Raw genomic sequence first — 17,667 nt, 5'->3', positions numbered from 1 at the left:
GACCGCCAACATTCTTAAGGAGCCCGATGACCGGGTCGAGCTGGATGGTGACGAGGTCGGGCACGCGCAGGCCCAGACGCCGTCCGAGCTGCCCGCAGATGACCTCGGCGACGAGGGTCTTGCGGCCCTGCCCGGCGCCCGTGAACTTCATGACGTACGTGCCGAGATCGTCGGCCTCGACGATGCCCGGGAGCGAGCCGCCCTCACGCAGGGGCGTCACATAGCGGGTCGCTGTGACTTCAAAGAGCATTTCCCCACAGTAACTTGGCAGGCCAGGGCGACCTGCGGGGTTTCTGGTACGTGCCCTCACCCCGTGGCCCGACGCCTCGCGAGAAATGGGTGAAGCGTTGAACGCTGGCGCCGGGTTCCCCGTACAACATCACGAACCGGCCGGCACGGGGCCGGCCGTGGAGAGGGAGCCAAGATGACCGGATCGCAGGGGACCGCACGGACCGTGGCGCGGCGCACCGTCGTCGCCGCGGCGGGCGGCGCCGGTCTCGCCGTCGCCCTGACTGCCTGCGGCGGTTCGGACGACTCGAGCGGGTCGGTGTCCGACAAGCCCGCGGACCAGGGCGGAGGCACGACCGGCGGATCGACGGGCGGCGCGGGTGGCGGCTCCGTGGTCGCGAAGACGACCGACATCCCCGAGGGCGGCGGCAAGGTCGTCGGGGACGTGGTTATCACACAGCCGCGGGCGGGTGAGTACAAGGCGTTCTCGTCGAAGTGCACGCACCAGGGCTGCGCGGTCAAGGACGTGGCGAACGGGGTCATCACCTGCCCCTGCCACAACAGTGCATTCGACGCGTCGGACGGCACGGTCAAGGCGGGTCCCGCGACCTCGCCGCTGCCTCCGGCGACGATCACCGTGGAAGGGGATTCCATCAAGCTCGCGTGACACGGCGGTTCCGGCGCACGGGGTCAGGCGCCGGAACCCGCCGTGGGGGTCACGCGTGGGAGGCGGCCGGGCCGGGCCGGTATGTGTTCGGTGTCCGGCGTGGCCGCTTCCAGCAACCCAGCACGGCGTCGGTGGTGGTGATCGTGGCCACCAGCGACAGCGTGTTGCGGATCATCGCGGGGGTGTACTCGGCGGGCACCCCCGCGATGGCATCCGCCACCACGACCGCGGTGTAGCCGAGGTTGACCGCGTCGAAGACGGCGGCCGGGACGGCCACGTTCGCCGAGACGCCGGTCACGACGAGGGTGCGGCAGCCGACGTTGCGCAGCAGTGCGTCCACCTCGGTGCCCGCAACCGGGGACAGCCCGTGCAGCCTGCGGACGACGAAGTCCTCGTCCGCCACATCGATGGGCGCCGCGACGCGGACCGCGGCCGAACCGGAGTGCTGCTGCACGGGCAGCCGGGCGGCGGACCGGAACACCCGGGCGTTGCGGCTCGCGCCCCGCCCGTCAGGCCGCCGCTCCGCGACGGCGTGCATCACCTGCACGCCCGCCTCGTGCGCCGCTCCCACCAGGCGCGCGGCATTGCGCAGCACACCGGAGGAGCGGGCCTGCGCCGCCAGTTCAGGCAGCGCGCTCTGCGCGCCGACGACACCCTCCTGGCATTCGACGGTGAGCAGCACGGTGCTGCCGGGATCCAACTGCTGGGCAAGCTCTTCCCTTGACGCCATGACGCGGTCCCTCCTCGCTGGCCCGGGGCGCGCGAGAGTAGCCGCCATTGCGCGACGGAGGAAGTGCCGCCATGCTCTCTGACACACAGTCAGCTACCGGAGGGAAAGGCGATGGCCGTCACCCAGCGCCGTGGCCGGCGCATCATGATGACCCCCGCCGAGGTGGACGCCTTCCTCGCCGAACAGCGCACCTGTCGGGTCGCCACCGTCTCATCCGACGGCCGCCCCCATGTGAGCGCCCTGTGGTTCGCCTGGGACGGTACGTCGCTGTGGCTGTACTCGCTGACCCGCAGCCGCCGCTGGGCCGAACTGCGCCGCGATCCGCGCATCGCCGTCGTGGTCGACGAGGGCGAGGAGTACGAAGAGCTGAGGGGCGTCGAGCTCTCCGGCACCGCCGTGTTCGTCGGAGAGGCCCCGCGCACCGGCGACGACCGTCCCGAACTGCGGGCTCCGGAAGCGCTGTTCGCCCGCAAGAACTTCGGTCTCGACGCGATGCCGCACGACGGCCGGCACGCCTGGCTGCGGCTGACGCCCGACGCGATCGCCTCCTGGGACTTCAGGAAGCTGTCAGCGCTGTGACCCCGCGGCTGCGCGGAGCGCGTCGACCGCCGCCCTGATGGAGGGCCTGCGGTCGGCGTCCATGCGCCAGGCCGCGTACACATGACGGCGCATCCGCTGCCGTACAGGCACGAACGCGACGCCCTCGGGGACGGGTCCGCGACCGAGCCGGGGCGTGACGCACACACCGAGACCGGCGGCGATCAGCGCCAGCTGGGTGTGGTGTTCGCCCGCCAGATGCGCGATCTTGGGCTCGAAGCCCTTGGAACGCAGGGTGAACACCAGCCAGTCGTGGCAGAACTCCCCCTCCGGCCACGAGACCCACTCGTCGTCCGCGAACTCCTCCAGGTCCACCTCGTCCCGGCCGGCGAGGGGGTGGCCGGCCGGCATGGCGACATCGGGCACGTCGTCGAGGAGCTGGGCGTGGGTGAGGCCGCCCGGCACCGGCAGCCGCTTGTTGCTCCAGTCGAGGACCACCGCGAGATCGAGGTCGCCGCGAATGACAGCTCGCAGGCCCAGCTCGGGCTCCAGCTCGCGGGTGCGCACCCGCAGGTCGGGGTGGGCGCCGCGCAACGCGGCAACGGCGGCGGGGAACAGGCCCCGGGCGGCGGTGGGGAAAGCGCCGAGCCGCACCTCCCCCACGACCTGCCCGCGCTGTGCCTCGATGTCGGACTGGGCCAGTTCGACCTGGGACAGGATGCGGGCGGCGTGGTCGGCGAGGAGCTGTCCGGCATCGGTCAGGCGCACTCCGCGCCCGTTCTTGGCGAGCAGCCGCTGACCTACCTCCCGCTCCAGCTTCGCCATCTGCTGGGAGACGGCCGAGGTGGTCACATGCAGTCCGTCGGCGGCGGCGCTCACGGAACCGTGCCGGGCGAGGGCGTCGAGGGTACGCAGGCGCTCCAGGTTCAACATGTAAGCAATACTAAGCGAACAGGTCGACATTTTCTCGCTTGTCCTACGAGGTCAAAACCGGGACCGTTGAGGACATGACCATCGCCGCCTCGGCATGTGCCACGTCCGGCCACGCCCGCTCGCCCCTTCCGCCCACCGCTTCGCGCCGCAGCGCCCTCGACTGGCGCATCAGGTTCGCGGTGCTCTCCACGGTGTGGGGCTTCAGCTTCCTCCTCATCAAGGTCGGCACCGGGGCGTACGCGCCATTCCAGGTCACCCTCGGCAGGCTCTTCTTCGGCACCGCCGTGCTGGCCGTGGCGATGGCCTTCCGGCGCGAACGGCTGCCGCGCGGACAGCGCACCTGGGGCCATCTCGCCGTAGCGGCGTTCCTGTTGAACGCGCTGCCGTTCTCGCTCTTCGCCTACTCCGAGCTGACGATCCCGTCGACTCTCGCCGGCATCTGCAACGCCACCTCGCCGCTGTGGGGCATGGTGTTGTCCCTGGTCGCCCTGTCCGAGGACCGGCCGACTCGGCGGCGGGTCGCGGGACTCGGGATCGGATTCCTCGGCGTGCTCACGGTCCTCGGCGCCTGGCAGGGCTTCTCGGGCCTCGACTTCCGCGGCACGGCGATGGCGCTGCTCGCCTCCCTCAGCTACCCGGTCGGCTGGATCTATGTGCGCCGTACGCTGGCGGGCTCGAGCCACTCGAACCTGTCGCTCACCGGAGCGCAGCTGGGCATCGCCACGGTCCAACTCGCCGTCGTGACCCCGCTGTTCACCACCATGCCCCCTTCCTTCCCGCTCGTGCCGCTGCTCGCGGTCGTCGCTCTCGGCGCGCTGGGGACGGGATTGGCCCTGCTGATGCAGTACGGGCTGGTCGCCGAGGTCGGCCCGACGACGGCGCAGATGGTCACGTACTTCATTCCGGTCATCGCCACCGCGGCGGGCGTGGCGCTGCTGGACGAACAGCTCGCCTGGAACACACCCGTCGGCGCGCTGATCGTGCTGGCGGGCGCGGCCCTCACACAGAGCCGCGCCAAGACCGCGCGCACCGCCCCCGTCGCGGCGTCGGCGCACCCCCGGGAAGCGGCCGGAGCGACGGCGGCGCGCGCTGCGGATGCGGCAGGGGCGCCCGCTCCGGCGACTCCCCCGGCCCCGGCCGCTCAGCCGTAACTTCGGGTCGGCATGGGGCCGATCGCCGCGGCCACCGCAGCGGCGATCGGTTCGACGTCCCCGGGCGTCAGCCCGGAGACGGTGATGCGCACGCCCGGCGGCGCGGACATCCGGAAACGGGCCCCCGGAGCAACCGCCCAGCCCGCGTGCAGCAGTCGCGCCACCGCCCCGGTCTCGTCGGGCACGGGCACCCACACGTTCATCCCGCTGCGCCCGTACGCCGTGACGCCCCGGCGGGCGAGTGCCCCGATGAGCGCCTCGCGCCGCTGGCCGTACGAGCGCGCGACGGCCCGGGGATCGATCGCGTCGGACGCCCACAGGTGGGCTACCACGCCCTGCAACAGGGTGCTGACCCAGCCGGGACCGAGTCCGAACCGGCCCTGCACCCGATCGACGGTGACCTGGTCACCGGTGAGGACCGCGACGCGCAGGTCCGGCCCGTACGCCTTGGCCGCCGAGCGCACGAAGGCCCAACTGGCGGTGGCGCCGGCGAGCGGGTGCAACGGCTGCTCGACGATCGCGTACCCGTGGTCGTCCTCGATGACCAGGGTGTGCGGGAACCGGCCGAGGACGGCGCGGAGTTCCGCGGCCCGCTCGGCCGAGAGGGCCGCGCCGGTGGGGTTCTGCGCCCGGTCGGTGACGACGATCGCGCGGGCTCCTGCCGCGAGGGCCCGTTCCGCATCGGCCGGGAGCGGACCGTCGTCGTCGAGCCCGACGGGCAGCGCCTTGAGCCCGAGAGCCGTGACCAGGTCGAGCAGGCTTCCCCACCCGGGATCCTCGACCGCGACCGTGTCACCGGCCTTCAGGTGGGCGGACAGGACGCGCTCGATGGCGTCCAGCGCGCCCGCGGTGGCACCGAGCGGCCCGGCGGGGACCCCGTCGGCATCGAGAGAGGCCCTGGCGAGGCGGGCGAACTCGGGGTCGAGCGGGCCTGATCCGTAGAGCGTGGGCCTCTCGGCGTGGCGACGGGCAGCGGCAGCGAGCGCCTCGTCCAGTGGCGGCAGCAGGGCGGCGTCGGGGTTGCCCTCGCCGAGGTTGCGCACGCCGGGCGGCGCGTCGACCCGGATGGCGTTACGGGGCGTACTCGCGGGGCGCGGGCGCACCCGGCTCCCCCTGCGGCCGGCCGTCTCGATGACGCCGCGCTCGCGCAGGGTGCGGTAGGCGGCCGCCACCGTATTGGGATTGACGCCGAGGCCATGGGCCAACTCGCGCATCGGCGGCAGCAGTTGCCCCGGTTCGAGATCCCCCGCGCCCACCGCGCGCTCGATGCTCCCGGCAATCTCCGATGCACGCCGTCCGGTGATCCGATAGTCTCCTAGCACAAAACAGATTATGCACTAGTGCAATGGAGGATGCAATGCCGGACCACGCCCAGCCGGACGCCGCCACCGCGTACGAACCGACCGGCCGCACGGTTCCCACCCGGGCCCGGGAACGGGCCTCGTACGACCGTGAGTTCGTCCACTCGATACTCGACAGCGCCTACGTCTGCCACCTCGGCTTCGTGCGGGACGGCGCGCCCGTCGTGCTGCCGACCCTCTACGCCCGCGTCGGCGAAACGCTGTACGTCCACGGTTCGACCGGTTCGCGGCCGATGCGGCTGGCGGGCGAGACCGATCCGGGACTGGCCGTGTGCCTGACGGTCACGCATGTCGACGGCCTGGTGCTGGCACGCTCCGCGTTCCACCACTCCATCAACTACCGTTCGGCGGTCATCCACGGCACGGCGCACCAGGTCACCGACCCGGACGAGAAGCGCAGGGCCCTGGACGCGCTGGTCGACCACGTGGTCGCGGGCCGGTCGAAGGACTCACGCCCGGCGAACGCCAAGGAGCTGGCGGCGACGGCCGTCGTCCGCCTCGACCTCGCCGAGGTGTCCGCGAAGTGCCGCGCGGGCGGACCGAACGACGAGCCCGACGACATGACGCTGCCGCACTGGACGGGGGTGATCCCGGTGGCCGCCGCGTACGGCCCCCCGATCCCGTCGCCCGACCTCCCGGAGTCGACGCCTCTCCCGGCCTATCTGGCGACACTCGCCTGAGCGGCCTGACGCCGTCGCCCGCCGTCGGGTTGCGGCCCCGATCGGGCGGGCAGGCGGCGCGGCGCGTGCCGGAGGCAGGCCCCTCCGGCGAGGCCCGGGCCGGGCACGGGGCCGACCCCGGACAGCCGGCCCCGCCACACCCCACTACCACAACACCGCCGCCCGAGCCGCCCGGCTCACGCCGTGGCCATCGCCCGCCTGCGTACCGCCGCGACCCGTGCCTCCGCCACCGCGAGCCCCGCCACGGCGGTCAGCAGGAGCAGCGTGCCGACGACCGTCGCCGGCGTCAGCCGCTCGTCCAGCAGCGTCACCGCGATGACGGCCGCGCTCACCGGCTCCAGCAGCATGATCACGGAGACGGTGGCGGCGCGGACCACGGCGGCGCCCGCGAAGTACAGCGCGTAGGCGAGTGCCGTGGGCACGGCCGCGACGTAGACGAGCAGCCACGCCACCCGGACCGGGTCCGCGGTGTGCGGCAGCAGTCCCTCGGCGAGCGCCATGGGCAGCAGGCCGATCGAGCCGATGGCGAACGCCCACGCCGTCGTCGACAGAGAGTCGCCGCCGCCTCCGTCCCGGCCCAGCCATCGCGTGAGCAGGGTGATCGCGGCGTACCCGGCCGCGGAGAGCAGGGCGAGCACGACCCCCAGGGGCCGTACGGCGCCACCCTCGCCGCCGAGGACCAGCACGCCGAGCCCGGCGAGGGCTCCGGCCACCGCGAGCGTGCCGCCGCGGCCCAGGCGTTCGCCCATGGTGAGCCGGGCGCCGACGGCGATGAGGACGGGCCCCGCGCCGAGCGTGACCACCGTTCCCACGGCGAGACCGGTCGCTTCGACGGCGGCGAAGTAGGCGCTCTGGAAGAGCGTCAGCCCGACACCGGTGCCGGCGATGCGCAGGAATCTGCGCCCGCGGGACTCGGGGACGGCCCGGAGCGCGGGGGTCGACGCCCGCCGGCGTGCTCGTACCGCGAGGACGGCGAGCAGCAGCAGGAGTCCGCCCGCGCAGCGCCAGAAGGACAGCGCGAGCGGACCGAGATCGCTCACGGCGAAGACGAGGGAGGCCGCGGCGCCGGCCGTGCCCCAGGCGACGCCGGCGAAGACGAGATAGACGAGGCTCCGTCCGACGGGCACGCCGACGGGAGCTGCAGAGGAATTCGACACGTGACTTCTCCGTGTGGAGGACAGGGATGAGGGGTCGCTCGGCTCCGTCACGCGGGCAGCGGCGAACCGCTCGGGGGTACCCCGAGCCCGGTCCTCGTCGGAAAACGGCCGCCCGCTCTAAGCGGCAGGCGGCGGAAGCACAGTCGAATGCATGATCGCCACACTACGGGGCGGGATGTCCGGCGGACAACTCCCCGGCGGAGGCGTCCTCACCCGCGCCGGTCCGGACCGACCCGGGTCCGCCCTCGGCGACCGGTCCGGACGGCGCCTTGGGCGCCTGCGACTGGGCGATGAACGCCCCGATCAGCACCACCGCGCCGCCGGCGATCTGCGGGGCCGACAGGTGCTCGCCGAGCAGGACCCAGGCCAGCACGGTCGCGACGACCGCCTCCAGACAGGCCACGACACCGGCCACCTGCGGGGAGAGCATGCGCACCGAGACGACGCCGGTGACGTACGCGAGCACGGTCGCGATCAGAACGATCCAGCCGAGCAGCAGTGCCGCGGGCACCTGTGTGCCGTCCATGTCCGCGGCGGCCGCGAGCAGCGACCAGTCCATGCCCCAGGGCCTGGCCACGAGAGTGAGCACGGCCGCGCCGATGAGGAGACCGTAGGCGATCACGCCCAGCGGGTCGGGTGCGTCGTCGCTGTCGCCGCCCTGGTCGGAGAGCACGAAGTAGCCGACCTGGCAGCACGCGGCGCCGAGCGCGAGCAGCAGTCCGAGGGCGTCGAAGCCGAGCCCGGACCAGACCTCCACGACGCAGGCGAGTCCGGCCGCCGCGAGGAGGACGCCCACGACCGCGGCGCGGGTCACCGGGCGCCGCTGGACGAAGCGCACCCAGCCGAGCACAAGAGCGGGCGCCAGGTACTCGATGAGGAGCGCGACGCCGACGGGGATGCGTGCGATCGCCGCGAAGTAGCAGGCCTGCACGCCCGCGACGGCCAGCAGCCCGAAGCCCGCGAGCAGGGCGGGCCTGCGCAGCACGAGGGCGCGATGACGCCAGGCCAGCGGCAGCATGACGAGGGCGGAGCCCGCCACCCGCAGCCACACCACATGGAGCGGGTCGAGCCCGGCCTCGATCAGCGGCTTGGCCGCGACTCCCGACCCACCGAAGGCGAAGGCCGACCCGAGGGCGATGCCCAGGCCGGCGCTTCTTCCCGAAGACGTGCGCATCGGGACATGATGTCAGGGCGCGTCAGGACCGTCACCCCCATGACACATGTCGAGACGCTGCCGCGATCCGCGCGCCGAGCTGCGTCGTGTCGACGCCCGCGCGGCGCAGGACGTCGACGGTCCGGCACCAGGGATCAGCGGGGATGCGGGCCAGCAGGTCGATGCCGTGGCCCGCAGATCTCCCCGTATCCGCGCCCGGCCGAGTGCCCCCGCCATCGCGGCAACGGCCGACGGCGACCAGCCGAGCGACGCGGTGCCGAGCGACGCGGTGCCGAGCGACGCGGTGCCGGGCGCCTGCGGGAAGAGCGTCCCGGAGTCCTCCACCGATCCCTGCCGGCGCAGCCCGTAGCCGATGCTCCGCTGCACGAGGTATCCGAGCACGCGCGCGACCTGCGCACCGTCGCCGACCGCGGCCCTGACGTCGGCCTCCGGCTCCAGCAGCGATCGCAGCAGGTGGGCCGTGTCGATCTGCCGGTCACCGTCCCGCACCCGCGACCACCGAGGCCGGCTGAGGGGTGAGGGCGGGGTGCCGGGACGCCCGGGGCATGGAACTCTGCACCGTTCCACCTCATCAGCTGCACGCGGCCTGAACATCCCCGCTGGGGAGCATGTCCGCATCCCACGGAGGTTGGGCGCACCTGTCTCCGCTCGCGGGCGGCGCGCCGCCTTCCCTCAGGGCGCGAGCAGATCTGACAGGCCATCAGTATTGAATGTTCGCGACCCCGGAGCTACGTTCCCGGCACCGTAACCCGACCGGAAGGGGTGGCCACATGGCCGAGGTCAGCGCGGAGGCACGCATCGAGGCGCCGGCGGCGAAGGTCTGGGCCCAGCTGACGGACTTCAGCACGTACGGCCGGTGGAACACCACGCACACCAGCTTCCCCAAGGGCGGCCCCGAACCGCTGGAAACCGGCGCCGTGTTCACCGAGAACATGAAACTGATGGGCTTTCCCGCCGAGGTGACCTGGACGGTCGAGGAGCTGGAGACCGAGCGGGTGCTCGCCATCAAGGGCAAGGGGCCGATGGCCGTGAACGTCGGCACCCGCTACGCGCTCGTGCCGGACGGGCCGGCCACCACGGTGCGCATCGACGGCGAGTTCACCGGAGCGGCCGTCTCCCTCATGGCGGGCAAGCTCACGGACTCGGCGACGGCAGCCCTCAACGAGTCGCTGCGCAGACTGGGCGGACTGGTCACCTGATCACGCGCCAGGGGCCCCGCGGCGGTGAATTCCGGGGCCCCTGGCTGCCGGTGTTCGGCTCAGTGCTCGTCGGCGAGGATGAGGTAGAGCTTCTTGCGGGTCTCGTTGATGACGGCCACGGCCTTCTGCCGCTGCTCGGCGTTCCCCGTCTTCCAGACCTGACCGAATGCCTCCATCAGCCCGAAGCCGGCCTGACGGATCTCATTGACCGTGTCCCAGTCGATGCCGCGCCCGGCCTCCTCCCACGGGGCCTCCGGACCCGTCTCGGCCTCGGCGCGCCCCGAATCGGTCAGCGTGAACAGCTTCTTGCCGCCCTCGCTCTCCGAGACGATCAGCCCCTCGTCCTCGAGCAGCTGCAGCGTCGGGTAGACCGAGCCGGGGCTGGGCTTCCAGGCACCGCCACTGCGCTCGGCGATCTCCTGGATCATCTCGTAACCGTGCATCGGACCGTTCTTCAGCAGGGCCAGGATCGAGGCGCGCACATCGCCGCGCCGTGCCCTGCCCCGGCCGCCGCCACGCCCCCGCCCGCCGCCGAAGGGTCCGCCGAACGGCGGTCCCCAGGGCCCGAACGCCGCACGCCGGCCCTCCCATTCGCCCCGACCCTGATGTCCGGGCCCACAGTGCCCATGGCCCTGACCGTGGTCGTGACCCTGTCCGTGTCCATGCGAACGCATCGTTACGCTCCTTCCATCGTTGACCTGTCGCGACACCTCAACGATATATCGGAACCTGTCGCATGGAAAGCCCGATGTGTCCAGCGCTCCCCGATTGGCCTTGGCCTGCGGCTTTGCGCGGCCTCTACGGTCACGGCATGCGGATTCGAATCGTCGACGCCTTCACCGACCGCCCCTTCGCCGGCAACCCGGCCGGAGTCCTGCTGTTCGACTCCGGCGGATTCCCCGACGACACCTGGCTCCAGAACGTGGCGAAGGAGGTGAACCTCTCCGAGACCGCGTTCGCCCATCCCCTGCCCGCCGGTGGGGGCGCCGACTGGGCGCTGCGCTGGTTCACCCCTGCCGCCGAGGTCGACATGTGCGGGCACGCCACCCTCGCCACCGCCCACGTCCTGCACACCACGGGTGCCGGCGGCGGCACGGTGCGCTTCAGCGCGCGCTGCGGCATCCTGACCGCCACGGCCCACGACGACGCGACCGTCACCCTCGACTTCCCCACGTCGCCACTCACGCCCGTCCCCGTCCCGGACGGCGTCGCGAAGGCACTCGGCGCCGAGGTCCTGTCCGCCCACGACACCGGACCGCACGTCGGCGATCTGCTGGTGGAGCTGGCCGACGAACGCACGGTGCGCTCACTGGCGCCGGACCTCGCGGCCCTCGTGGCGCACTCCGAGCGGGGCATCATCGCGACCGCCCCCGCCCAGGACCCCTCGGCGGGGTACGACTACGTGTCGCGCTGCTTCTTCCCGCGCCTCGGCATCGACGAGGACCCCGTCACGGGGAGCGCGCACACCGCGCTCGCGCCGTTCTGGTCCACGCGCCAGGGCCGCGACGACCTGACCGGACTCCAGGCGTCAGCCCGTTCGGGCCTGGTCCGCACCGCACTGCGCGGCGAGCGCACCCTGCTCACGGGCGGCGCGGTGACCGTCATCGACGGGGAACTGCTGACGGCACCCTGAAGTGACACCGGGGCGTGCGGCCGGTGCCCACTGGGGCGTGCGGCCGGTGCCGTACGCCCCTCGTCAGCAGCTTTCGCGGCCTGCCGGCGTGGGCAGCCAGCACACGTTGCCGGCCAGCAGCCCGTAACCGACGAAGGCCACGATGTCGAGCAGCGCATGCGCCGCCACCAGCGGCCCGACCCGGCCCCATCGCCGGTACAGGAGCACGAAGACCACGCCCATCACCATGTTGCCGACGAAGCCGCCGACGCCCTGGTAGAGGTGGTACGAACCGCGCAGCACCGAGCTGGCGGCGAGCGCAGCCATCGGTGACCAGCCCAACTGCCCGAGCCTGCGAAGCAGGTAGCCGACGACGATCACCTCCTCCAGCACGGAGTTCTGGATCGCCGAGAGGATCAGCACCGGGTACTTCCACCACACGTCCGGCAGCGATTCGGGCACGACGGTGAGGTTGAACCCCGTGGCGCGCGCGACCAGATAGAAGGCGAGCCCGGCACTGCCGATGCCCGCGGCCACGAGCGTGCCCCTGCCCAGGTCCGACCACGGCCTGCGCCGGTCGAAGCCGATCGCCCCGAGCCCGGAGCGCTCGCGGAGCAGGAAGTGAGCCACGAGCAGCACGGGCACCAGCGCGGTGGCGATCCCGAAAAGCTGCCAGGCGAGATCGAGCCACGGCCGCCCCGGCGCGTACGACGAGTTGAGCGCCGCCGCCTGGTCCTTGAGCCCCCCCGGCTTCGTCAGCGAACCGACAAAGCTGATCAGGGCCGAGACCGCGCTCGCACCCAGCGACAGCGCGAGGACGAGCACCGTCTCGGACCGCAAGATCTTCCGCGAAGCGCCCTCCCGGGGAAGAGAATCGGCCACGCCTCCCGCCTCCGCCTGCACAACTGCCTCCAGTTCACCAATCCAGCCTCGCCCCCATCCTCGTCCCGCTAGGGTCTCGAATACAGGTGCGAAGATCGCGCGCGACAGGCCGGGGGACACACGTCATCGGGATGACGCGGGTCCCCTTTTCCTTGCACACCGCACAAGGAGGGGCACCACCGCATGGGACGTCACAGCTTGCCCGACGCCGACGCGACGGAGCGAGGCAGGTCCCGTCCCCGCGTACGCCGCCGCACGATCGCCATCGCCACCTCGCTCGTGCTCGGCGTCGTGGCCGGAGCGGGGGCGGCCGCGCAGAGCGGTCTTCTCCCCTTCGCCGGTTCCTGCGAGGACTCCGCCGTCCGGATCGATCTGGCCGCCTCCCCCGACATCGCGCCCGCCGTGAAGGAGGTCGCCGACCGGGCTCGCGAGGAGGGCGTCAGGTCCGACGGCCAGTGCATGGACGTGCGCGTCGTCGCCCGCGAGAACCACGAGGTGGCGGAGCTTCTCGCGACGGGGTCGAACAGCCCCGACTACGAGGTCTGGCTGCCCGACTCCGACGTCTGGGCGGAGCGCATCCGGGGCACCGGCGACGGCGTGCCGCTGACACCCGCGGGCAACGTCGCCCAGACCCCCGTCGCACTGGCCATCGTGCCGTCCGCAGGCGCCGAGCTGGGCTGGCCGCGCACCACGTACAGCTGGGCGGATCTCACCACCGCTGTGACGGCCACGGACAGCGTCCGCCTCGGCTCCGCCGACCCGGCTCACAGTGCCACCGGGCTGCTCGCGCTCACCAGCGTCTCCCGCTCCGCCCGGCGCACGGGCGGCCCGGCCACGGACACGGCTGTCGCGGCAACGGCCAGGCTGCTGTCCCAGCGGGTGTCGGACACGGACACGGAGGTCGTGAGCACTCTCGCGCGCGCCGACACGGGCGAGGCGGCCGGGGATCCGGCCCGCAACCAGGCCGTCTTCCTCAGTGAGCAGGCGGCGTTCGCGTACAACGCGGCGGCCGGTGACGGCATCCCCGACCTGCGGCTGTTCTATCCCGAGGACGGCAGCCCGATGCTCGACTACCCCTACGAGCTCGTCGACGAGACGGATCTGTCCACCGACGAGAGCCGCGCGGCCACCCGCTTCATGGCACTGCTGACCGAGCCGCGGTCACGCGCGGTCCTCGCTCGGCGGGGATTCCGCATGCCGGACCGGCCCGTGGACGGGGCGCTGGTCCGTGCGGCGGGCGGCCTGGCGCCGCAGCCGTTCACGGCCGAGGGCGCGGCCGCCGAGCCGCCGCCGCGGGACGCGATCCAGCAGACGTTGGGTATGTGGACCATCACCGTGCAGAGCGCCCGCCTGACCACCGTCGTCGACGTCTCGGGGTCGATGCAGACTCCGGTGCCGGGGCGGGGCACGCAGTCGCGGCTCGATGTCACCAGGGCCTCGCTGCAGAAGGCGCTGGACCAGTTCACGCCGGAGGACGAGATCGGCCTGTGGGAGTTCGCGACCGGGCTCGACGGCCCGAACGACTACCGCGAGGTGGTGCCCACGGACCCACTGGGCCCGGTGGGCAGGCCCGGCAACCAGCGGGCTCGCCTTTCCAAGGCGTTCGACGACCTCGCTCCCGTGCCCAACGGCGCGACGGGCCTGTACGACACCACGCTCGCGGTCTACAAGAAGGCCCAGGACACGTATGTGAAGGACAAGTTCAACGCGCTGGTCGTGCTCACGGACGGGTCGAACCAGGACCGGTTCAGCATCAGCCGCAGCAATCTGATCACCGAGCTGAACCAGCTGAGCAATCCCAACACCCCCGTACCGTTGATCGCCATCGCCATCGGGGCCGAGGCGGACCTCCAGGAGGTGGACGAGATCGCCAGGGCGACGGGCGGTGCCGGCTACCAGGTCAGCGACCCGGCGGAGATCACGTCGGTGATCCTCGAGGCGATCATGACGGTGGGGCAGAAAGGACGCGCGACCGAGAGCTGAGGCGCGGGCCGGGCGCGGCGTGCGCCGATCGACCACCCTGGGCCGCCGTCAACCGGCGTCAACCAGCCCCTGCATGGGCCGCTCGGCCATCCTGGTCCGCCGTCAACCGGCGTCAACCAGCCCCGGCGTGCGCCGATCGACCACCCTGGCCCGCCGTCAACCGGCCCGGGCCGCTCGACCGCAGTGAACAGGCCCCGGCCGCGGGCCGATCGATCGCCGTCGCTCCCCGTCAGGCGTCGCTGCCGGGGAACCCCACGGGCCAGGTGTGCACCGGCTGCCCTTCGCGCATCAGATCGCAGTAGCGCCGGGTGGTCGCCGCGAGCGCCGCGTCCCGTTCCAGGCCGGCCTCCAGCGCATGGTGGAACGTTTCCGCCTGCCAGGAGGCCCCGTTCGTCCGGCGCCTGCACCGCTCCTCGATCATGCCGAGGTACAGGTCCCGGTCGGCCGGCTCGATGTTCCAAGCGTCCAGACCCGCCGCGGCGAGCGGGAGCAGTTCATCGCGTACGAGTTTGACGACGGGCACGCGGGTGATGCCTCCGCGGCCGGGACGCGGCCACAGCAGTTCGGCCTCGATGCCGTGACGGCAGGCGGCCTCGAAGTTCTCGCGGGCCGCCGCGAAAGGCAGCCGGGACCACACCGGCCGCGCCTCCTCGGCCAGCGCCCGTACGAGTCCGTAGTAGAAGGCCGCGTTGGCGACGACATCGGCGACCGTGGGCCCCGCAGGCAGGACGCGGTTCTCCACGCGCAGGTGCGGCACACCGTCGACCACCGCGTACACCGGCCGGTTCCAGCGGTAGACGGTTCCGTTGTGCAGGGCGAGTTCCTGGAGCCGGGGGACGCCGCCGTCGTCCAGCACCCGCAGTGGGTCCTCGTCGTCGCATATCGGCAGCAGCGCGGGGAAGTAGCGCACGTTCTCCTCGAAGAGGTCGTACGCGGAGTTCACCCAGCGCTCACCGAACCAGGTCCGCGGCCGCACTCCCTGGGCCTGGAGCTCGGGCGGGCGGGTGTCGGTGGCCTGCTGGAACAGCGGCGGCCGCGACTCCCGCCACAGCTCCCTGCCGAACAGGAAGGGCGAGTTGGCCCCGACGGCGACCTGGACGGCCGCGACCGCCTGCGCCGCGTTCCACACGTCGGCGAACCGGGCCGGCGTCACCTGCAGATGCAGCTGGACCGAGGTACAGGCCGCCTCGGGGGCGATCGACGCCGAGGTGCAGGTCAGTCTCTCGACGCCCTCGATGTCGAGCGTGAATTCCTCGCCCCGTGCCGCCACGATCTGATCGTTGAGCAGGGTGTAGCGATCGACGTCGGAAAGGTTGGCGGAGACGAGATCCTGCTGCCGCAGGGTCGGCAGAATTCCGATCATCACGAGTCCGGAGCCCACATCCGCGGCCCTGCGGTCGGCATATCCGAGGCCGGTCCGCAACTCTTCTGCCAGCTGATCGAAGACGTGCCTGTCCAGCCGGTGCGGAACGATGTTTACTTCCAGATTGAACATCGCCAGCTCGGTCTGGAAATCCGGACTCGAGATGCGGGAGAGCACTTCCGCATTCATCATGCGCGGTGTCCCGTCCGAATCGGCGAGATTCAGCTCTATCTCCAGCCCCATGAGATTCCTGGGCCGGTCGAACCTCTTCTCCGCAAGGAGCCGCCCCAGTCCCGCGAGGCACTGTTGCAGCTTGCGCCGGTACCGTTGCCGATCGGACAGGTCGAAGCCGCCTGCCACGATCTTCTCCCCCATCGAAGCGTCCCTCCTCGAGTGGGCAGCCACGCAGCGTGGGCCGCTCGTGTCACGGACGATAATGCCCAGACTCTTTGATCCGTAACGCCCGTGCGGCAGGTCCGCTGCCGATAGGCTGGACTCGGCACGCAGGGGGCACATTCATCCGGCACTTCCCCTGGCGTGATGCGACGGTCACTTTCCGGGACGGGCCGGGCGTCAGGCACCATCCATATTCGGCCTACCACATCGTGGCGAAAACACCAGGCAGCAGCGTCGGCGACCTGAAAAATAGGTCAGAAACCGCTTGCTGACGGTCTGGAATTCGCCTTGCGGGAAATACGCGGGACGGCTAGCGGAAACAATGCCTGAACACGGGTCGTATAAACTCTGCGGAAGGGCCGAGATCGGCGCCAGGTGGTCTTCCGGCCCCGCGCGGCCCGTACGCCGACAGTGCCGTCTGCATCTCCCCGCATCACGTGTCTCTTGAGTGAGAGGCGACCCATCATGCCGCTGCATGTCCCCCCGGCCCCCGCGCCCGCCCTGCGCAGCGTTCTCGCAGCTCTCGGTTCCCCCACGGTCGTCCGTGAGGCTCCGACGCCCGCTCTGCGGTCCATCCAGGGACCTCTGAGCCCCGAACTGCCGCTTCCGGTCCATGTGCTGGACCGGGTCGTGCCGAGCGGCAGCGCTCCGTACACCCGGCTCGCCGGCTGGCGGTTCCTCATCCGCAGCGGCGATCGCGCCGTGGCCGCAGCGGACACCAGGCTGACACCCGACGGCTGGGTCTTCTCGCACTTCTTCGAGGGCCCCTATCTCGGTTCCACCGAACGTGCGCTGCGCCAGGCCGAGGCGATGGGATCGCCTTTCCAGCCAAGGCTGCTGTCCGTACCGCAGCTGTACATGCTCACCCTCTGGCTGCATCGCGACATCGACGCGGACGCCTCCGCCGGCACCCTTCAGCCGACCGACGTCCTGGTGCCGCTGGCACCGGCTCCGCCCGGCATCGCGGCCCACCGGCCGCACCAGGTCGCCGATCTGGTGCCGGTGTTGACCCTGCGGCTGAGTCCTGAACCGCTCCTCGACTCCCCGGCCGCCTGATCCGGCCCCCAACCCTCGGCCCTTGCGCCCCGCGACCAAACAGTCGCGGGGCGTACTGGTGAACGGCACATGGCCCGGCCGGACTAGCCCCGGCGGGCCACTGCGAACCACCCGAAAGGACAGCCCCGTTGCGTTGAACCGTCCGCGCGGGTGATGCGTCATGAATCAGTAGGAAGAGCTGCTGTGAAATCCCTGCGGATCGACGCCCGTGGGGGAACACTGGGAGACGGACCGACAGATACGGGGGCGGCCATGAACAGCTCATCGAGCCGCAGGACATTCACCACATCGCAGCGAAAGAACCCATCCATGTGCCAGCACCAGCCAGCCTGTCCCACACCCGACTCAGCCGACCGAGAGGCGGCACGCCTGGTGGCCCACCACCCGGAGCAGGGCTGGAGCCTTCTGTGCAACGGCGTCCTCCTCTTCGAGGACACCGGTGAACTGCTGCCCGACGGGCAGGTCATCGCCCCGCACCGGCCCGATGAGAGGGGCACGGTGATGACAGCCGCGTAACGCGGTCGCGGACACGACCAGGGGCCGGCCGGAGAGTTCTCC

General features: G+C 71.8%; 19 protein-coding genes. 9 read left to right on the top strand and 10 right to left on the bottom strand.

Annotation, left to right across the window (positions count from 1 at the left end):
* The coding region (locus tag J7E88_RS28845) for a HipA family kinase (RefSeq protein WP_374196335.1) at positions 1 to 250 on the bottom strand (250 nt) is incomplete at its 3' end.
* Between the two features lie 174 nt (positions 251 to 424).
* Between J7E88_RS28845 and J7E88_RS28840 the strand changes: the two genes are divergently transcribed.
* Complete coding sequence (locus J7E88_RS28840) at positions 425 to 895, top strand: Rieske (2Fe-2S) protein (RefSeq protein ID WP_215186235.1); 471 nt, start codon at positions 425 to 427, stop codon at positions 893 to 895.
* 49 nt (positions 896 to 944) lie between these two features.
* Here J7E88_RS28840 and J7E88_RS28835 read toward each other — a convergent pair whose 3' ends face one another.
* The gene (locus tag J7E88_RS28835; protein WP_215186233.1) at positions 945 to 1,625 is read right to left on the bottom strand and encodes a cysteine hydrolase; all 681 of its coding nucleotides are present in this window, start codon (positions 1,623 to 1,625) and stop codon (positions 945 to 947) included.
* A 111-nt stretch (positions 1,626 to 1,736) separates the two neighbouring features.
* Here J7E88_RS28835 and J7E88_RS28830 point away from each other — a divergent pair, with 111 nt between their 5' ends.
* Positions 1,737 to 2,204 carry a pyridoxamine 5'-phosphate oxidase family protein gene (locus tag J7E88_RS28830; RefSeq protein ID WP_215186231.1) on the top strand — a complete coding sequence of 156 codons (468 nt, stop codon included), beginning with the start codon at positions 1,737 to 1,739 and terminating at the stop codon, positions 2,202 to 2,204.
* Here the strand turns inward: J7E88_RS28830 and J7E88_RS28825 are convergent.
* On the bottom strand, positions 2,193 to 3,095 hold the full coding sequence (locus tag J7E88_RS28825) for a LysR family transcriptional regulator (RefSeq protein WP_215186229.1): 903 nt from the start codon (positions 3,093 to 3,095) through the stop codon (positions 2,193 to 2,195). The two genes, J7E88_RS28830 and J7E88_RS28825, sit on opposite strands and share 12 nt — an antisense overlap.
* Before the next feature lie 74 nt (positions 3,096 to 3,169).
* Here J7E88_RS28825 and J7E88_RS28820 point away from each other — a divergent pair, with 74 nt between their 5' ends.
* Positions 3,170 to 4,246, top strand: a complete 1,077-nt coding sequence (locus tag J7E88_RS28820; protein ID WP_215186228.1) for a DMT family transporter — start codon at positions 3,170 to 3,172, stop codon at positions 4,244 to 4,246.
* Here the strand turns inward: J7E88_RS28820 and J7E88_RS28815 are convergent.
* Positions 4,237 to 5,568, bottom strand: coding sequence for an aminotransferase class I/II-fold pyridoxal phosphate-dependent enzyme (locus tag J7E88_RS28815; protein WP_215186226.1), 1,332 nt, complete (start codon positions 5,566 to 5,568; stop codon positions 4,237 to 4,239). The genes J7E88_RS28820 and J7E88_RS28815 overlap by 10 nt on opposite strands.
* A gap of 35 nt (positions 5,569 to 5,603) precedes the next feature.
* Here J7E88_RS28815 and J7E88_RS28810 point away from each other — a divergent pair, with 35 nt between their 5' ends.
* Positions 5,604 to 6,287: a pyridoxamine 5'-phosphate oxidase family protein gene (locus tag J7E88_RS28810; protein ID WP_215186224.1), complete on the top strand. Its 684-nt coding sequence runs from the start codon at positions 5,604 to 5,606 to the stop codon at positions 6,285 to 6,287.
* Positions 6,288 to 6,463: 176 nt separating this feature from the next.
* On the opposite strand, the gene J7E88_RS28805 is transcribed toward J7E88_RS28810, so the two are convergent.
* The 3 genes from J7E88_RS28805 to J7E88_RS28795 form a co-directional block, all read right to left on the bottom strand.
* Positions 6,464 to 7,444 carry a DMT family transporter gene (locus tag J7E88_RS28805; protein WP_215186223.1) on the bottom strand — a complete coding sequence of 327 codons (981 nt, stop codon included), beginning with the start codon at positions 7,442 to 7,444 and terminating at the stop codon, positions 6,464 to 6,466.
* Positions 7,445 to 7,607: 163 nt separating this feature from the next.
* On the bottom strand, positions 7,608 to 8,618 hold the full coding sequence (locus J7E88_RS28800; RefSeq protein ID WP_215186222.1) for a DMT family transporter: 1,011 nt from the start codon (positions 8,616 to 8,618) through the stop codon (positions 7,608 to 7,610).
* Positions 8,619 to 8,630: 12 nt separating this feature from the next.
* On the bottom strand, positions 8,631 to 9,107 hold the full coding sequence (locus J7E88_RS28795) for a hypothetical protein (RefSeq protein ID WP_374196334.1): 477 nt from the start codon (positions 9,105 to 9,107) through the stop codon (positions 8,631 to 8,633).
* Positions 9,108 to 9,388: 281 nt separating this feature from the next.
* On the opposite strand from J7E88_RS28795, the gene J7E88_RS28790 reads away from it, so the two are divergent.
* The gene (locus J7E88_RS28790) at positions 9,389 to 9,817 is read left to right on the top strand and encodes an SRPBCC family protein (protein WP_215186221.1); all 429 of its coding nucleotides are present in this window, start codon (positions 9,389 to 9,391) and stop codon (positions 9,815 to 9,817) included.
* A gap of 59 nt (positions 9,818 to 9,876) precedes the next feature.
* Here the strand turns inward: J7E88_RS28790 and J7E88_RS28785 are convergent, their stop codons facing one another.
* Entirely contained in the window at positions 9,877 to 10,491 is a 615-nt protein-coding gene (locus tag J7E88_RS28785; RefSeq protein ID WP_215186220.1) for a PadR family transcriptional regulator, read from the bottom strand.
* Between the two features lie 137 nt (positions 10,492 to 10,628).
* Here J7E88_RS28785 and J7E88_RS28780 point away from each other — a divergent pair, with 137 nt between their 5' ends.
* The gene (locus J7E88_RS28780; RefSeq protein ID WP_215186219.1) at positions 10,629 to 11,450 is read left to right on the top strand and encodes a PhzF family phenazine biosynthesis protein; all 822 of its coding nucleotides are present in this window, start codon (positions 10,629 to 10,631) and stop codon (positions 11,448 to 11,450) included.
* Between the two features lie 63 nt (positions 11,451 to 11,513).
* Here the strand turns inward: J7E88_RS28780 and J7E88_RS28775 are convergent, their stop codons facing one another.
* Entirely contained in the window at positions 11,514 to 12,311 is a 798-nt protein-coding gene (locus tag J7E88_RS28775; RefSeq protein ID WP_215186218.1) for a CPBP family intramembrane glutamic endopeptidase, read from the bottom strand.
* Positions 12,312 to 12,494: 183 nt separating this feature from the next.
* On the opposite strand from J7E88_RS28775, the gene J7E88_RS28770 reads away from it, so the two are divergent.
* A complete protein-coding gene (locus J7E88_RS28770; RefSeq protein WP_215186217.1) occupies positions 12,495 to 14,294 on the top strand; it encodes a substrate-binding domain-containing protein in 1,800 nt (599 codons plus the stop codon).
* A 229-nt stretch (positions 14,295 to 14,523) separates the two neighbouring features.
* On the opposite strand, the gene J7E88_RS28765 is transcribed toward J7E88_RS28770, so the two are convergent.
* Positions 14,524 to 16,032, bottom strand: a complete 1,509-nt coding sequence (locus J7E88_RS28765; RefSeq protein WP_215186216.1) for a glutamate-cysteine ligase family protein — start codon at positions 16,030 to 16,032, stop codon at positions 14,524 to 14,526.
* A 486-nt stretch (positions 16,033 to 16,518) separates the two neighbouring features.
* Here J7E88_RS28765 and J7E88_RS28760 point away from each other — a divergent pair, with 486 nt between their 5' ends.
* Both J7E88_RS28760 and J7E88_RS28755 read left to right on the top strand, forming a co-directional pair.
* Positions 16,519 to 17,109 carry a hypothetical protein gene (locus J7E88_RS28760; protein ID WP_215186214.1) on the top strand — a complete coding sequence of 197 codons (591 nt, stop codon included), beginning with the start codon at positions 16,519 to 16,521 and terminating at the stop codon, positions 17,107 to 17,109.
* A gap of 309 nt (positions 17,110 to 17,418) precedes the next feature.
* A complete protein-coding gene (locus tag J7E88_RS28755; RefSeq protein ID WP_285427616.1) occupies positions 17,419 to 17,625 on the top strand; it encodes a DUF5999 family protein in 207 nt (68 codons plus the stop codon).
* The last annotated feature ends 42 nt before the right edge of the window (positions 17,626 to 17,667 follow it).

The organism is Streptomyces sp. ISL-10, assembly GCF_018614575.1.
Classification (GTDB): Bacteria; Actinomycetota; Actinomycetes; order Streptomycetales; family Streptomycetaceae; genus Streptomyces.
This window is presented reverse-complemented; position numbering and strand designations above follow the sequence as displayed.

Excerpts from the sequence above, each read along its gene's own strand:
- J7E88_RS28760 (WP_215186214.1), top strand. The coding sequence starts at position 16,519 with ATGCCGCTGCATGTCCCCCCGGCCCCCGCGCCCGCCCTGCGCAGCGTT.
- J7E88_RS28755 (WP_285427616.1), top strand. The coding sequence starts at position 17,419 with ATGTGCCAGCACCAGCCAGCCTGTCCCACACCCGACTCAGCCGACCGA.
- J7E88_RS28810 (WP_215186224.1), top strand. The coding sequence starts at position 5,604 with ATGCCGGACCACGCCCAGCCGGACGCCGCCACCGCGTACGAACCGACC.
- J7E88_RS28785 (WP_215186220.1), bottom strand. The coding sequence starts at position 10,491 with ATGCGTTCGCATGGACACGGACAGGGTCACGACCACGGTCAGGGCCAT.
- J7E88_RS28820 (WP_215186228.1), top strand. The coding sequence starts at position 3,170 with ATGACCATCGCCGCCTCGGCATGTGCCACGTCCGGCCACGCCCGCTCG.
- J7E88_RS28840 (WP_215186235.1), top strand. The coding sequence starts at position 425 with ATGACCGGATCGCAGGGGACCGCACGGACCGTGGCGCGGCGCACCGTC.
- J7E88_RS28825 (WP_215186229.1), bottom strand. The coding sequence starts at position 3,095 with ATGTTGAACCTGGAGCGCCTGCGTACCCTCGACGCCCTCGCCCGGCAC.
- J7E88_RS28830 (WP_215186231.1), top strand. The coding sequence starts at position 1,737 with ATGGCCGTCACCCAGCGCCGTGGCCGGCGCATCATGATGACCCCCGCC.
- J7E88_RS28765 (WP_215186216.1), bottom strand. The coding sequence starts at position 16,032 with ATGGGGGAGAAGATCGTGGCAGGCGGCTTCGACCTGTCCGATCGGCAA.
- J7E88_RS28770 (WP_215186217.1), top strand. The coding sequence starts at position 12,495 with ATGGGACGTCACAGCTTGCCCGACGCCGACGCGACGGAGCGAGGCAGG.
- J7E88_RS28790 (WP_215186221.1), top strand. The coding sequence starts at position 9,389 with ATGGCCGAGGTCAGCGCGGAGGCACGCATCGAGGCGCCGGCGGCGAAG.
- J7E88_RS28835 (WP_215186233.1), bottom strand. The coding sequence starts at position 1,625 with ATGGCGTCAAGGGAAGAGCTTGCCCAGCAGTTGGATCCCGGCAGCACC.
- J7E88_RS28780 (WP_215186219.1), top strand. The coding sequence starts at position 10,629 with ATGCGGATTCGAATCGTCGACGCCTTCACCGACCGCCCCTTCGCCGGC.
- J7E88_RS28800 (WP_215186222.1), bottom strand. The coding sequence starts at position 8,618 with ATGCGCACGTCTTCGGGAAGAAGCGCCGGCCTGGGCATCGCCCTCGGG.